Origin of the sequence: Actinoallomurus sp. NPDC052308, from assembly GCF_040679195.1 — a bacterium.
Classification (GTDB): Bacteria; Actinomycetota; Actinomycetes; order Streptosporangiales; family Streptosporangiaceae; genus Actinoallomurus; species Actinoallomurus liliacearum.
Map to the genome: position 1 here is coordinate 147,637 of NZ_JBFAUM010000012.1, position 13,817 is coordinate 161,453.

General features: G+C 71.1%; 14 protein-coding genes. 10 read left to right on the forward strand and 4 right to left on the reverse strand.

Annotation, left to right across the window (positions count from 1 at the left end; genetic code table 11):
• Positions 1-372: 372 nt before the first annotated feature.
• Positions 373-885: a MarR family transcriptional regulator gene (locus AB0L00_RS26465; protein ID WP_364439346.1), complete on the reverse strand. Its 513-nt coding sequence runs from the start codon at positions 883-885 to the stop codon at positions 373-375.
• 63 nt (positions 886-948) lie between these two features.
• Between AB0L00_RS26465 and AB0L00_RS26470 the strand changes: the two genes are divergently transcribed.
• Complete coding sequence (locus tag AB0L00_RS26470) at positions 949-2,181, forward strand: amidohydrolase family protein (protein ID WP_364439349.1); 1,233 nt, start codon at positions 949-951, stop codon at positions 2,179-2,181.
• 73 nt (positions 2,182-2,254) lie between these two features.
• Positions 2,255-2,554, forward strand: a complete 300-nt coding sequence (locus AB0L00_RS26475) for a Dabb family protein (RefSeq protein WP_364439352.1) — start codon at positions 2,255-2,257, stop codon at positions 2,552-2,554.
• On the opposite strand, the gene AB0L00_RS26480 is transcribed toward AB0L00_RS26475, so the two are convergent.
• Both AB0L00_RS26480 and AB0L00_RS26485 read right to left on the reverse strand, forming a co-directional pair.
• Positions 2,508-3,476 (reverse strand): EamA family transporter, encoded by a 969-nt coding sequence (locus AB0L00_RS26480; RefSeq protein WP_364439355.1) that lies wholly within the window; start codon positions 3,474-3,476, stop codon positions 2,508-2,510. The genes AB0L00_RS26475 and AB0L00_RS26480 overlap by 47 nt on opposite strands.
• A 139-nt stretch (positions 3,477-3,615) precedes the next feature.
• Entirely contained in the window at positions 3,616-4,077 is a 462-nt protein-coding gene (locus tag AB0L00_RS26485; RefSeq protein ID WP_364439358.1) for an Lrp/AsnC family transcriptional regulator, read from the reverse strand.
• Between the two features lie 166 nt (positions 4,078-4,243).
• Here AB0L00_RS26485 and AB0L00_RS26490 point away from each other — a divergent pair, with 166 nt between their 5' ends.
• Together AB0L00_RS26490 and AB0L00_RS26495 are read left to right on the forward strand one after the other, a co-directional pair.
• On the forward strand, positions 4,244-5,002 hold the full coding sequence (locus tag AB0L00_RS26490; protein WP_364439361.1) for an SDR family oxidoreductase: 759 nt from the start codon (positions 4,244-4,246) through the stop codon (positions 5,000-5,002).
• Between the two features lie 10 nt (positions 5,003-5,012).
• The gene (locus AB0L00_RS26495; RefSeq protein WP_364439364.1) at positions 5,013-5,363 is read left to right on the forward strand and encodes a MerR family transcriptional regulator; all 351 of its coding nucleotides are present in this window, start codon (positions 5,013-5,015) and stop codon (positions 5,361-5,363) included.
• A 202-nt stretch (positions 5,364-5,565) separates the two neighbouring features.
• Here the strand turns inward: AB0L00_RS26495 and AB0L00_RS26500 are convergent, their stop codons facing one another.
• Entirely contained in the window at positions 5,566-5,796 is a 231-nt protein-coding gene (locus AB0L00_RS26500) for a hypothetical protein (protein ID WP_364439367.1), read from the reverse strand.
• A 550-nt stretch (positions 5,797-6,346) separates the two neighbouring features.
• Between AB0L00_RS26500 and AB0L00_RS26505 the strand changes: the two genes are divergently transcribed.
• The 6 genes from AB0L00_RS26505 to AB0L00_RS26530 all read left to right on the forward strand — a co-directional run bounded on the left by AB0L00_RS26505 (position 6,347) and on the right by AB0L00_RS26530 (position 13,758).
• Positions 6,347-7,456, forward strand: coding sequence for an acetyl-CoA acetyltransferase (locus tag AB0L00_RS26505; RefSeq protein ID WP_364439370.1), 1,110 nt, complete (start codon positions 6,347-6,349; stop codon positions 7,454-7,456).
• Positions 7,457-7,518: 62 nt separating this feature from the next.
• On the forward strand, positions 7,519-8,676 hold the full coding sequence (locus AB0L00_RS26510; RefSeq protein WP_364439373.1) for a sensor histidine kinase: 1,158 nt from the start codon (positions 7,519-7,521) through the stop codon (positions 8,674-8,676).
• Between the two features lie 77 nt (positions 8,677-8,753).
• Complete coding sequence (locus AB0L00_RS26515) at positions 8,754-9,329, forward strand: TetR/AcrR family transcriptional regulator (protein WP_364439376.1); 576 nt, start codon at positions 8,754-8,756, stop codon at positions 9,327-9,329.
• Positions 9,330-9,395: 66 nt separating this feature from the next.
• Positions 9,396-10,811, forward strand: coding sequence for an MFS transporter (locus tag AB0L00_RS26520; RefSeq protein WP_364439379.1), 1,416 nt, complete (start codon positions 9,396-9,398; stop codon positions 10,809-10,811).
• 153 nt (positions 10,812-10,964) lie between these two features.
• Complete coding sequence (locus tag AB0L00_RS26525; protein WP_364439382.1) at positions 10,965-13,112, forward strand: MMPL family transporter; 2,148 nt, start codon at positions 10,965-10,967, stop codon at positions 13,110-13,112.
• Between the two features lie 76 nt (positions 13,113-13,188).
• Entirely contained in the window at positions 13,189-13,758 is a 570-nt protein-coding gene (locus tag AB0L00_RS26530; RefSeq protein WP_364439385.1) for a ferritin-like domain-containing protein, read from the forward strand.
• Positions 13,759-13,817 lie beyond the last annotated feature (59 nt).

The window sequence follows — 13,817 nt, forward strand, 5'->3', positions numbered from 1 at the left end:
CGTACCAAGCGCTCGCTTGGTAGCGTATCAGGCTTGACGCCCGTGATGGAGTCCCGGCGAAGGTCGAATGGTGGAATACCAGCGGTGAATTGCCGCATACAGGCGGTGATCGCCACAAAATATGTCAAACGACGTATTTGCCCGCAGTGATCGTTTCCTTAGCATTTATGTCCACGCACACGCTCGGGGGAGCGGCGACCCTGATAGGCGGTCGGGGAAGGAGGCTGCGATGGGCGGCGTGTCCTGGGCCTGATAGGCCCCGCGGTGGGGCGGCCGGGCGACGACCCGGCCGCCCTTCGCCCTTCCTTCCGAGCCGCCGGCCAGGCCTTTCCTCTCGGGACGCAGGCCCGGCCGGTCCGCTCGAGGCGCCGGTCAGCGCTTGCGCGGCGCCTCGTCGCCGAGGGTGAGGAGGACCTCGCGAAGGAGGTCCGCCAGTGCCCGTCCGGTCTCCTCGGTGACCCCTCCGAACAACGCCTCGTGCTGCCGGCCGGTCGCGGCGACGATCCGGTTCGTCAGGTCGAGACCCTCCGGGGTCAGGCACACCCACGAGCTGCGCCGGTCGTCCGGGTCCGGCTCGCGCCGTACGAGGCCGGCCGCGCCGAGTCGCTGCAGGATGTTGCTGGTGCCGCCGGTCGTCAGCATCGATGACTCGGCGAGCGTGCCCGGCTTGAGCCGGTACGGCCGGCCGGACCGGCGGAGCGTCGCCAGCACGTCGAACTCCGCGTAGGTGACGCCGAACTCCTCCAGGGCCCGCTGAGTCGCCTCCGCGCACAGCGCGGCCAGGCGCCCGACGCGCTTGGTGAGCTCCAGCGTCAGCGTCGCGACCTCGGGGTCCTCCGCGCGCCAGGCCGCGAGCATGGCGTCCACGCGATCCGGCCGTTCCATGGCCGTTGAGCCTAGTCGCTCGCCGTGATAGCTTTCCAAAAAGCTTTCTAGAAAGGTATTTCCATGTCCCGGATCCTGATCCGGCACGGGCTCGTCATCGACACCGAGCCCGCGCCGCACGCCACGCCCGCGACCGACCTCCTGATCGAGGACGGCGTGATCGCCGCGGTCGGCCCCGGCCTGCCCGCCGAGGGCGCCGAGGTCATCGACGCGCGAGGGCACATCGTGCTCCCCGGGTTCGTCGACACCCACCGGCACACCTGGCAGAGCGTGCTCCGGTCCACCGCCCCGTACGCCTCGCTCGGCGAGTACCTCGAGGCGATCGTGTACGGGGCCGCGCCCCGCTTCCGCCCGGAGGACGTCCACGCGGGCAACCTCGCCGGCGCCCTCGAATGCCTGAACTCCGGGATCACCACGCTGCTCGACTGGTCGCACATCCAGCGCTCGCCCGAGCACACCGACGCGGCCGTCGCCGCCCTGCGCGACTCCGGCATCCGGGCCGTCTTCGGATACGCCCATCCGGCGCCGGACGCGCGACGGCCCGACGAGGTGCGCCGGGCGCTCGGCCTCGTCGGCGGCCGGGTCTCGATGACGCTCGCCGCCTGGGGGCCCGGCTTCTCGAGCATCGAGGACACCGAGGCCGACTGGCGCCTCGCCCGCGAGCTGGGTATGCGGATCAGCGTCCACGTCAACGGCCGCGGCCCGATCGAGCGGCTGCGCGACCGGGGCCTGCTCGGCGCGGACACCACCTACATCCACCTGAACGGGGCCACCGACGAGGAGTTCACGCTCATCGCCGACAGCGGCGGCACCGCCTCGGTCTCCCCGGTCCTGGAGGACCAGATGCGCCTCGGCCGCCCGGAGCTCGCCCGCCTGCGCGCCGCCGGGGTCCGGACGACGCTCGGCGCGGACGCCGTGACCAGCGTCGCGGGTGACATGTTCGGCCTGATGCGGGCGGCCTTCGCGGCGACGCGCGCCGACGACCCCACCGTCTCGGCGGCGGACGTGCTGCGGATGGCGACGCTCGACGGCGCCGTCGCGCTCGGCCTGGACGACCGCATCGGGTCGCTGCGGCCCGGCAAGCAGGCGGACCTCGTCCTGCTCCGCGCCGACACCCCGAACCTGGTACCGCTGGGGGACCCGATCACCGCCGTGGTGACGGCGGCCGACCTGAGTAACGTGGACACGGTCCTGGTCGGCGGGAAGATCGTCAAACAGGGCGGGCGGCTGGTGCGGGCCGACCTCCGGCAGGCCTTCGACCTGGCCGAACGTTCGGCGGCGCACCTCGCCGCGTGAACCGGGTGGCGCGCGCCGCCCGCCGGAGCCCTTCTCGTATCGTCGTCGGCGAAGCATCGATCGAGGAGGCGACATGGCCGGATTCCGGCACGTGGTGATATTCCGCTGGAACGAGAGCGCGACGGACGAGCGGAAGCGGGACCTGGTGGAGCGGCTGACCGCCCTGCCCGGCGCCATCCCCGAGATCGAGGGGTACCACGTCGGCGCCGACGCCGGCGTGAACCCCGGCAATTTCGACTTCGCCGTGGTCGCGGACTTCGCCGACCGCGACGCCTACACCGTCTACCGCGACCACCCGGTGCACCGCGCGGTCATCGACGAGTACGTCACGCCGATCCTCGCCGAACGCGCCGCGGTCCAGTACGAACTCTGACCCGCGGCGCGTCCGCGTCCCCTCCCGCGCGCGCCGAGCGCCGGGAGGGGCGCCCGGGGACCGAGACGACCGCCAACCCGCCCAGCAGCAGCACGGACCCCGCCGCGACCGGCACGGACATCCGCTCGCCGAGGAACAGGACGGCCAGCGCCGTGGCCACGAGCGGCTCGGCCAGCGACAGGGTGCCCGCCGTCGCCGCGGTGACCCGGCGCAGCCCGGCGACGAACAGCGAGTACGCCAGCGCCGCCGTGACCGGGCCCAGCCAGCCGACCACCAGGAGAGAGCGCGCCGTGCCGAGGGCCGGCAGTCGCGACAGCGTCCACGGCGCCAGGAACGAGCCGCCGATGAGGAGCGTCACCGACACCGCCGCCGGCATGTCGACGCGACCGCCGGTGAGCCGCTTGGCCGCCACCGTGTAGACGCCGTAGCAGCCGCCGGAAACGACGCCGAGCAGCACGCCGTACGGGTCGACGTGCACCGGTCCGTCCGGCGTCATCACCAGGGCGCAGCCGACGACGGCGGCGCACGTGCCGACCGCCCAGCCACGCGACAGCCGGGTGCCGAGCGCGATCCGCTCGACGACGCCGGTGCTGACGGGTGCCACGCCGAACGTCACGGCGGTGGCCACGGCCGCGCCGGTACGGGCCACCGAGCTCATGAACGCCGCCTGGAAGATCCCGGTGGCGCAGGAGGCGGCCAGCAGAGACGGCCACGCGCTCCGCGTCAGCGTACGGAAGGCTCCCCGGCGCGTCGCCAGGACCGCCAGGGCCAGCACCACTCCACCCGCCAGGATCCGGGCCCCGCCCAGCGCCACCGGCCCGGCCGCCGAGTCCGCGAGAACCTGCGCGGGCCCCACCGTCGCCCACAGCACCCCGGTCGCCAGCACGAGCCCCACTCCGGACAGGTCATTTCGTTGCTCCATGCGGAGAACGCTAGGCGGAACTGCGGAGGAACAGCTGTTCGGCCGTCGATCGTTCGATTGAGGAGGTATGAGCCGAGCATCCTTCGGCCGAGATCGTCATCGGAGTGATTCAGGCGAACGCGCTTCGGCGATGGCGGTCCTATGTCGACGGAAGTTCGGATTGCTCGACCGGCTGGACGTAGTCGAAGACCACCGTCGTACGGACGTCCACGAACTCCTTGCGCCGGGCCAGCCGGTCGAGCACGAAGTCGCGGAGGTACGCCGTGCTGGGCACCGCGACGTGCACGAGGACGTCCTCGTTCCCCGTGACCACGAAGACGCCCAGCGTCTCGGGCAGTGCCGCCATGGTGTCGCGGACCGACTCGATGGCCTCGCGGGACTGCGGCCGGATCCGTATCGAGATCAGCGCCTGCACGCTCCGGCCCAGCGTCGCCGGGTCCACCGCCGCGTGGAAGCCGGTGATGACGCCGCGAGTGCGCAGCGCCCGCGTCCGCTCGAGCGCGGTCGACGGGGCGATCCCGACCGCCTCGGCCAGCTCCCGGTTCGTCTGCCGCCCGTCTCGCTGCAGCCGTCGCAGGATCGCCTGATCCACCGCGTCCATGTGATCCCCCACTCGTCGCCGCCACGCCGAACGCCGTACGCGATACGTCGGCTCATCGGCTCGTTCGCCGAAGGATATTCGGTCCGCAGTCCGGTGCTCGCCGCCCGTATCGAGCCGTCTCCCGCCCTTGACCTTGACGCCGAGGTCAGGGCTTAGCGTCTCGCGCATGGAAGAGACCAATCCCCGTCATGGTCGGGCAGTCCTCATCACCGGAGGAGGCACCGGGATCGGTCGTGCGACGGCCCGGCAGTTCGCCGCCTCGGGCGCCGAGGTTCTCATCGTCGGCCGGACCGCCGAACGCCTGGCGGAGACGGCCGAAGGACACCCGCGCATCCGGACGTTCGTGGCCGACGTCGCCGCACCGAACGCCCCTGCCGACATCGTCGCCGCCGCGGTGGAGGCGTTCGGCCGCATCGATGTCCTGGTCAACAATGCCGCGATCACTCGTCCGGCCCCGCTCGGTGCGATCGAGCGGAAGGTCGCCGAGGAACAACTCGCCACGAACCTCCTCGCCCCGGTGTTCCTGACCCAACATGCCGTGCCGTATCTGGAGGCCGGCGGCACCATCGTCAACGTCACGTCCAACCCGCCCTACTATGGCTGGCCGAACAACTCGGTCTACGGATCCACGAAGGTGGCTCTGGACTTCCTCACCCATACGTGGGCCGTCGAGCTCGCGCAGCGCGGAATTCGCGTCGTGTCGGTGGCCCCCGGGATAACCGCGACGCCCGTGCTGAGCCATGCCGGTTTCTCGGACGAGCAGATCGCCGTGGCCGGCAAGGAGCTTCGGGCCAGAATCCCACTCGGGCGTATCGCTCAGCCGGCGGAGATCGCCTGGTGGATCGTGAACGTCACGCGTTCCGAAGCCGCCTACCTCACAGGTACGGTCATTCGCGTCGACGGCGGGCTGAGCGTGGCCGGATGACAATAGAGCGATGCTGATCGGAGAACTGGCGAACGAGGCCGGCACCACCATTCGGGCCCTGCGGTATTACGAGCAGCAGGGTCTGCTGCGCCCCCGGCGAGCGCCGAACGGTTACCGGGAGTATGAGGAGACGACGGTCGGCCGGGTGGGCAACATCAGGCTGTTGCTCTCGCTCGGCCTCACGGCCAATGACGTCCGTGCGTTCCTGCTCTGTCTCGATGGCGACATCGCCGATGGTCCCGTCTGTCCCGCGAGTGCGCGGGTCATCGCCCGGAGGCTCGCCGACGTGGAGGAGAAGATCGCCGCTCTGGACGTCGTCCGCGAACGTCTCATCGAAGCACTGGCCCGGGCCGGCGAGTAGTCCGGTGACGTACTCGCGCCTCGCGACCGGCTGACGGCTCAGCCGGTCGGCGTGCGGGCGACGCCGACGAGGCCGCCCGGGATCTCCGGTCCGTCGGCGCGCCAGCAGGCCATGTTGTCACAGCCGGGGGGATCGAGCGTTAAGCGGACTGGTTGCTGGGCTAGCCACCAATCGGTGAATCTGCTGCGCCTTGTCAGAGCGTTTAGCGGACGAAAACGCGCAAGAGGTAGGGTAGACGCCCGGAATCCGTGTCACACGTGTAGGTGTCGGCGCCGTATCGCTGCATTGCAGCGGGCGCGGCGGCCTTGCACTGGCTGAGAGTATTGAATTCGTCCACGTCGATCCAAGTACCCGCCTGGGCCGTGGTCGTCACTCCAAACAGCGCTGTGCCTGCAATCGTCACCGGCAGAGCAATGCGAAGAAGTTTTTTCACGCCACACTCCTGCTACGTAGGGCGAATTACAAGATCACAGACTAGCGTCTGGCGTTGATGTGAGCCAACATCGCGATCTGTTGCTGGAGTTATAGCCCCGAGCGGGGTGTGCGGCCGTGGATGGCGGTTGGTGTCAGGCCCGGAGGGCGGGGTGGCAGGCCGCCGGGACGGGCGAGGACGGCGCGAAGCGCCGCCCGCAGCCCGGATTCCGGCGGGCCTGCCGGTTCCCGTCCGGCCGTTCCCTGACTACGGGAGGCGAGGCCGGTTGATGGCCGTAGGCCACCCCGTAGGGGCGAGCGCAGCGAAGTCGGCCGGCTGCCGCGATCGCGAATCGGCTATTAATGATCACGGAACTTGACTTGTCGGTGACGCTTTGTGTCACCCGTAGCGGACGCGTCGTGCCGAATGCTCGGAAAAGGGCTCGCCGCAGTGCTGATATGCGGGCTTTGGTTCCTTTCTGTGCCGCGGTTGCCGAGTATTCGGTGCGCCCTGGGCCGCGGACCGGAACAGGATGTGGCGAGCAAGCGCTTGTCTGGGGCAGACTGGCCGGATGCAGAGCTTCTCCGGTAAGGCGGCGATCGCCGGGGTGGGGATGACGGACCTGTCCCGGGACTCAGGCCGGTCCGAGTTGCAACTCGCCGTCGAGGCCGCCCGCCGCGCGATCGACGAGGCCGGGCAGCGGCCGGACGCGATCCTCAGCTACCACCTCGGCGACTCCGCCCCGGTGATCCACGTCGCGCGGGACCTGCGGATCGAGCTCGGCTGGCACAACGAGATCTACGGCGGCGGCACCCAGTGCGCCTCGATCCTCGGCGACGCCGCCATGCTCATCGACGCGGGCCTGGCCCGTACGGTGCTGGTCTACCGCGCCCTGAACGGCCGCTCGGGACGGCGGATGAACACCCTCTCCCTGAAACTGGGGGAGGGGGTCGAGGAGCAGTTCACCCACCCGTACGGGTCGGCCGGTCCGGTGCAGCAGTTCGCGCTCGCCGCCCAGCGCTACCTGCACGACACCGGCCTCACCGAGAAGGACCTGTGCGCGGTCGTCCGCAGCTCGCGCACGCACGCGGCCGCCAATCCCCGCGCGTTGCGCCGGGCGGAGGAGGACTACTGGGCGAGCCCGCCGGTGACCTCGCCCCTGCGTCGCGCCGACTGCTGCCAGGAGACGGACGGCGCCTGCGCGCTCGTCATCACGTCCGCCGACCGGGCACCGGCCGCACCGCGCATCCACGCCGTCGTCCGGGGCGGCGGCCCGGGCGCCTCGGCCATGGACAAGACCGACGACATGACGAGGATCTTCTCCTCCTACGTCGCCGGCCCGCTCTACGCCGCCGCGGGAATGACGCCGGCCGACGTGGACGTGGCCCTGCTGTACGACGCGTACTCCTGGCTGGTCCCGCGCCAGCTGGAGGACTTCGGGCTGTGCGCCCGCTCCGACCTGGCCGGGACGCTCCGCGAGGGCCTCGCCACCGTCAACCCGCACGGCGGGCTGCTGTCGGAGGGGTACGTCCACGGCCTCAACAACGTCGCCGAGGCGGTCCGGCAGTTGCGCGGCGACGGGGTGAACCAGGTTTCCGACGCCGAGGTCGCGCTCTGCACCGGCTTCGGCGGCTCCTACGGCAGCGCCGCCCTCCTCATCCGCCCGGACGACGGCTCCTGAGCTGCGACGGAAGTGGGGTCAGCCCGACTGTCTTGAGGGGCGGCGGGGGGTAGTTTTGGCGGATGCGCCTGTCCCGTGCCGTGTTGATCGATCTGGTGCTGACGATCGGCGTGGTGGTCGGGTTGTGCATCACGGTCTCCGTGGCGAACGAGCCCCGGGCGAGGCCGGTGGATCTCGGGGCGTACCTCATGGCCGGGCTGATCGCGCTGCCGATTCCGTTCCACCGCCGTCGGCCGCTCGGGGTTCTCCTGACCTCCGCCGCGCTGCTGTTCGTCTACTACTCGACGGGGTATCCGGGCTTCTCCCCGGCGTTCGCGCTGTCGGTCCAGCTGTACTTCGCCTCCCTGGCCGGGAAGTGGCGCTGGGCGGCCGGTGTCACCCTCTTCTACCTGGTCGCCGGGTACATCGTCCTCCTCGGTCTCAAGGACCAGGCGCTGCTGCGGACGCTCAGCGACTCGCTGCCGCAGGTGACGCTGCTCGCGGGGATCATCCTGTTCGGCGAGTACGCTCGCAGCCGCCGGGAGCTGGCCGCCGAGACGCGTGAGCGACTCCGGCAGGCCGAGGAGAGTCGCGAGCGGGAGGCGGCCCGGCGCGTCGCGGAGGAACGGCTGCGGATCGCCCGCGAGCTGCACGACACGGTCGCGCACAGCGTGGCGACGATCACGGTGCAGGCGGGCAGCGCCCTGCACCTGCTCGGCGACGGCGACGACGGGTCACGGGCGGCGCTCGCCGCGATCCGGAAGACGGGAAAGGAAGCGCTCGCCGAGATGCGGGCGACCCTCGGCATGCTCCGCGACGGCGCATCCGCCGTCGAGCACGGCCTCGACCGGATGCCCGGCCTGGTCGAGGCCGTACGCGCGGCGGGCCTGTCCGTCGACGTCGCCCGCGCGGGCTCGGGACGGCTCGCCGCCGACGTCGACCACGCCGCGTACCGGCTGGTGCAGGAGTCGCTGACCAACGTGCTGCGCCACGCCGGACCGTCGGCCGCCGCGCGGGTGTCGCTGACGTACGCCGGCGGTGAGCTCGTCATCGAGGTCGCCGACGACGGCGTCGGCCCGCCCGACCACGGGCGCCCCGGCAACGGGCTGACGGGGATGCGGGAGCGCGTCGAGGCGGTCGGCGGTTCGTTCACCGCGCGGCGGGGCGACGCCGGAGGGTTCACCGTGTCGGCTCGGCTGCCGGTCACCGGCGTTCCGGAGGAACCGCCACCGCGCGGGTGAGCGCTCCGCCGCCTCGGCGGCCGACGGCTCGACGCCGCGTTTTTGACGGATCTATCAAAAACTGGCAACCTGCTCTCATGGCACGTCCGAGGAAGTTCGACGCCGACGCGGCCGTCGAGGCGGCGATGGAGACGTTCTGGACCAAGGGATACACCGGGACCTCGACCGAGGATCTGCTCGCGGAGACGGGAATGCTTCGTGGCAGCCTCTACAACGCCTTCGGCAGCAAGCGGGGCCTGTTCGAGCTGGCGCTCCACCGTTACCGGGAGAAGGGCGCCGCCGGGCAGAACGCCATCCAGGCGGACCGGCCACCGCTGGAGCGCATCCGGCGGCTCATGCTCAGTGGTGTGGATCGGGCGGCGGCCGACCGTCGCGGCTGCCTCGCGGTCAACACGGTCACCGAACTGGCGAGCGTGGACCCCGAGCTGGCGACGCTGGCCCGCCGGTGCCTCACGCAGCTCGAAGCGGTGCTGGTGGAGACGATCGAGGACGGCAGGGCGCAGGGTGAGATCCGGGTGGACCGCCCGGCCCGTCTGCTCGCCCGCCAGGTGATGGGCACCTTCCACGGCCTGCTCGTGCAGGCCAAGGCCGGCTATGACCGGCAGTCGCTGCACGAGACGGTCGAAGCGGTGATCGCCGACCTGCGCGCCTGACCTGGGCCGGGGATACGGCCTTCGCATGCCCAAGTTTTTGACTGATCCATCAACAACGGAGGATCCATGCTCCTGCTACCCGTCATCCTGGCGGCCTTCTTCATGTACGGCTTCGACGGCAACGTGGTCAACGTCGCTCTTCCCGCCCTCCAGTCCGACCTCGGCGCCGGAGCGGCGGCGCTGGAACTGGTGGTCGGCGGCTACGTCTTCAGCTATGCCGCCGGGTTGGTCCTCGGCGGGCGGCTCGGCGACATCTTCGGCCACCGCAGGCTGTTCCTGACGGGAGTGGCGGCCTTCACCGTGGCCTCCGTGCTGTGCGGCCTGGCGCAGGATTCCACCCAGCTCGTACTGGCCCGCATGCTCCAGGGGCTGACGGCCGCCGCCATGGTGCCCCAGGTGCTCGCCCTGATCACCACGGTCCTCCCCGCGGAACAGCGGCCACGCGCGCTGGCGTGGTTCGGCGTCACCGGAGGACTCAGCGGCGTGTGCGGCCAACTGCTGGGCGGCCTGCTGCTCGGCGCCGACGTGTTCGGCCTCGGCTGGCGGGTGATCTTCTTCATCAACCTCCCCGTCGGCCTGGCCGTCTTCGCCCTCGCCTCCGCCGCGCTGCCGCGCACGACCGTCGCCGGCCGCCCGGCCGTGGACGGGATCGGGGTCCTCGGCGTCTCCGGGTCGCTGGCGCTGGCACTCGTACCCCTGGTCCTCGGCAGGCAGGAGGGCTGGCCGGTGTGGGCCTGGGTCCTGCTGGTGTCCTCCGTGCCGGTGTTCTGGGCCGCCCTCACATGGGAGCGCCGCCTCGCCGCCCGCGGCGGTCAGCCGCTGCTCGACCTGACGCTGTTCCGCGGCAAGGTCTTCACCATCGGCCTCGCCATCAACGCCGCCTTCATGGCCTTCTTCACCAGCTTCATCTTCGTGATCAGTCTGACCCTGCAGACCGGTTTCGGGTACAGCGCGCTCGGCGCGGGACTCATCTTCACGCCCACGGCGGTGCTGGCCATGGTCGCCTCACTGACGGGAAAGCGCCTCATCGCGAAGTACGGCCTGCGGGTCATGACCGCCGGTACGGTGATCACCGGGTTGAGCGTGCTGCTCATCGCGGTCGGACTGCAGGCCGAAGGCGACCACATCGCCGTTCCGTGGCTGCTGACCGCGACAGGCCTGATGGGGATCGGCAACGGCCTGATCCTGCCGTCACTGATCGGTGCGCCGATGACCGGGATCGCCCCTGCGAAGGCGGGTGTCGCCTCGGGCACGCTCTCCACCACCCAGCAGTTCGCCGGCGTGACCGGGGTGGCCGTCGTGGGCGGGATCTATTTCGCGGTGCTCGACCACGGCGGGTACGCCACCGCCGCGGAGGTGGCCGCTTGGATCGCATTGGCCCTCGTGCTGACGATGACGGTGCTGGCGATGCGACTGGCCAGAACCGTGACCGCGCAGCGCCGGCTCGACACGGACGAGTCCGAAGCCTTGGTCTCCGCCTGAGCCGCGACGCGGTGAACGCCCATCCGATCGCCTGGTCGCCGTACTCCCCGCGGAGTACGGCGGCCGTTGGAGTGTCATCGCCGGACTGACGCGCGGAGGCACGATCGACCGCGAATCTCAGGGCGTCATTGACACGTCCCACGAGGTGATCCCATGTACGACGGACCGCTCGCGCGGCTGGCCCGTTTCTGTTACCGCCGCAGGCGTCTGGTCCTCGCGGCCTGGACGGTCGGCGCCGCGATCGTCATCGCGATCGGGTTCGGCTTCGCCGCGCCGGCCGACAACGACTTCTCCGGAGGCAAGGCCGAGTCCGCCAAGGCGCAGAACCTGATCGAGCAGCACTTCCCGGGCCGGAACGGCGACACGCTCACCCTGGCCGTCCGCGCCGACGGCGGCGTCGAGGCCGCGCGGCCCCGGGTGGAGAAGGTGCTCGGCGACCTCGCCCACGCCCCGCACGTCGCGTCCGTGAGCTCGCCGTACCAAGTGCCCGGCCAGGTGTCGCCGGACCACCGGACGGCGTTCGCCCCGGTCCAGCTCGACGTGAGCGCGGACGATATGCAGGTGAAGGACGTCACCGCGATGATCGCCGACGTGCGGAAGGCGTCCGGAGACGGCCTCACGCTCGCGCTCGGCGGCAGCGCCGTGATCAACGCGGAGACCCCCGGCGGCGGGCCGACCGAGGGCATCGGACTGCTCGCGGCCGTGATCGTGCTGCTCATCGCCTTCGGCTCGCTGCTGGCGATGGGCCTGCCGATCGTGACCGCGATCTTCGGCATCGGCACCGGCCTGGCCGGCATCTCCCTGCTCGGCCACCTGCTGCCCGCGCCGGGCTTCACACCGATCGTCGCCGGTCTCATCGGGCTCGGCGTCGGCATCGACTACGCGCTGTTCATCGTCACCCGCTACCGCGAGGCCCTGGCCGAGGAGGGCGCCGACCCCGAGCACGCCACCGTCGTGGCGATCGCCACCGCAGGGCGGTCGGTGCTGTTCGCGGGCACCACCGTGGTCGTCGCGCTGATGGGGCTGTTCGTGATGGGCCAGCGGCTGTTCAACGCCGTCGCCGTCGCCGCGTCGCTGACGGTGCTGATGACGATGGTCACCGCCGTGACCCTGCTGCCCGCGCTGCTCGGCTTCACCGGCCGGAACATCGACCGGTTCGGGCTGCGCCGCGTGACCCGGCGGCACGCGCGCCGGCCCCTGTCCGAGCGGTGGGCCGGAGTGATCCAGCGGCGTCCGGTCGTCGCCCTGTCCGTCTCGGCGATCGCGCTGCTCGTCCTGGCGGTGCCGGCGCTGTCGATGCGGCTGAGCTTCACCGACTCCAGCACCCAGCCGCACGACACGAGCGCCTACGCCTCGCACCGGATCCTCGCCGACGGGTTCGGCGCCGGGTACGACGCGCCGCTGGTCCTCGTGGCCCGGCTCCCCGGTGACGTACGGCCGGTGGCCGACGCCGTCCGCGGCACGCCGGGGGTCGCCTCGGTGACGCCCGTACGGACGAGCCAGGACGGTACGACGGCCATGTTCGTCGCGTACCCGAGGACCGGGCTGCAGGACGCCGCGACGCCGCGGCTCGTGCACCGGCTCCGCGACGCCATGGCCGAACGGCACCGCGCCGGCGGTCCGCGGGTCTACGTCGGCGGGCCGAACGCCGGCACGATCGACTTCGCCGACGCGGTCATCTCCCGGCTCCCGTGGCTGATCGCGGTGGTCGTCGGGCTGTCCCTGATCCTGCTGCTCGCGCTGGTCCGGTCGGTGGCCATCGCGATCAAGGCCGCGCTGATGAACCTGCTGTCCATCGGGGCGGCGTACGGCGTGCTCACCGCGGTCGTCCAGTGGGGCTGGCTGGGGCGTGCGCTCGGCTTCCCGATCGGAATGCCGGTTACCGCGTGGGTGCCGCTGTTCATGTTCCCGATCCTGTTCGGGCTGTCGATGGACTACGAGGTGTTCCTCATCTCGCGGGTCCGGGAGGAGTACGACGCGGGGGCGCCCACGCGGCAGGCCGTCACCCGGGGGCTCGCCCGCACCGCCCGCGTGATCACGGCCGCCGCGGCCATCATGGTGTGCGTGTTCCTGTCGGTGCTGCTCGGCGCGGACATCGCGGTCAAGCAGATGGGCCTGGGCCTGGGTGTGGCCGTGCTCATCGACGCGACGGTCGTGCGCATGGTGCTCGTCCCCGCCGTCATGGAGCTCCTGGGCGCGGTGAACTGGTGGCTGCCGGGGTGGCTCGCCCGCCTGCTGCCGGTCGCCGAACCACCCGTCGCGGCACCGGCCGTACCCGCCCGCGTCGAGTCCGGGCGATGAACGCCCGAGCGAATGACCGATCACCGGTGTAGACCGTGCGCGCTGAGGTAGGTCAAGGGCGGGAGGTACGAACGCCATGGCCGAATTCCTGACCGACATCAAGACGATCCGCGAGCGGGCCAAGACCGAGATCGACAAGGGCCCCGTGACCGACGCGTACGGCGCCGACCTGGAGCGCGTCATCCAGATCTGCAACGAGGCGCTGGCCACGGAGATCGTCTGCGTCCTGCGGTACAAGCGGCACTACTTCACCGCCACCGGCATCCACGCCGAGGCGGTCGCCGGGGAGTTCCTGGAGCACGCCCAGGAAGAGCAGAACCACGCCGACATGCTCGCCGAACGCATCGTCCAGCTCGGCGGCGAGCCGGACTTCAACCCCGACACGCTCGCGACCCGGGCGCACGCCGAGTACGCCGGAAGCCTCGACCTGGTGGAGATGATCAAGGAAGACCTGGTCGCCGAGCGCGTCGCGATCATGTCCTACACCGAGATCATTCAGTGGATCGGGGACGGCGACCCGACGACCAAGCGGGTGTTCGAGACGATCCTCGCGCAGGAGGAGGAGCACGCCGACGACCTGCGGGGCCTGCTCGAACGCCTGCCGGAAGAGCTGAAGAAGCTCGACGAGCCCCCGGCAGGGACCTGACCACGCCGCCGGGCGCCTCGGGCCGATGCCGGCATCGGCCTGAGGCACCCGGCGGCGGG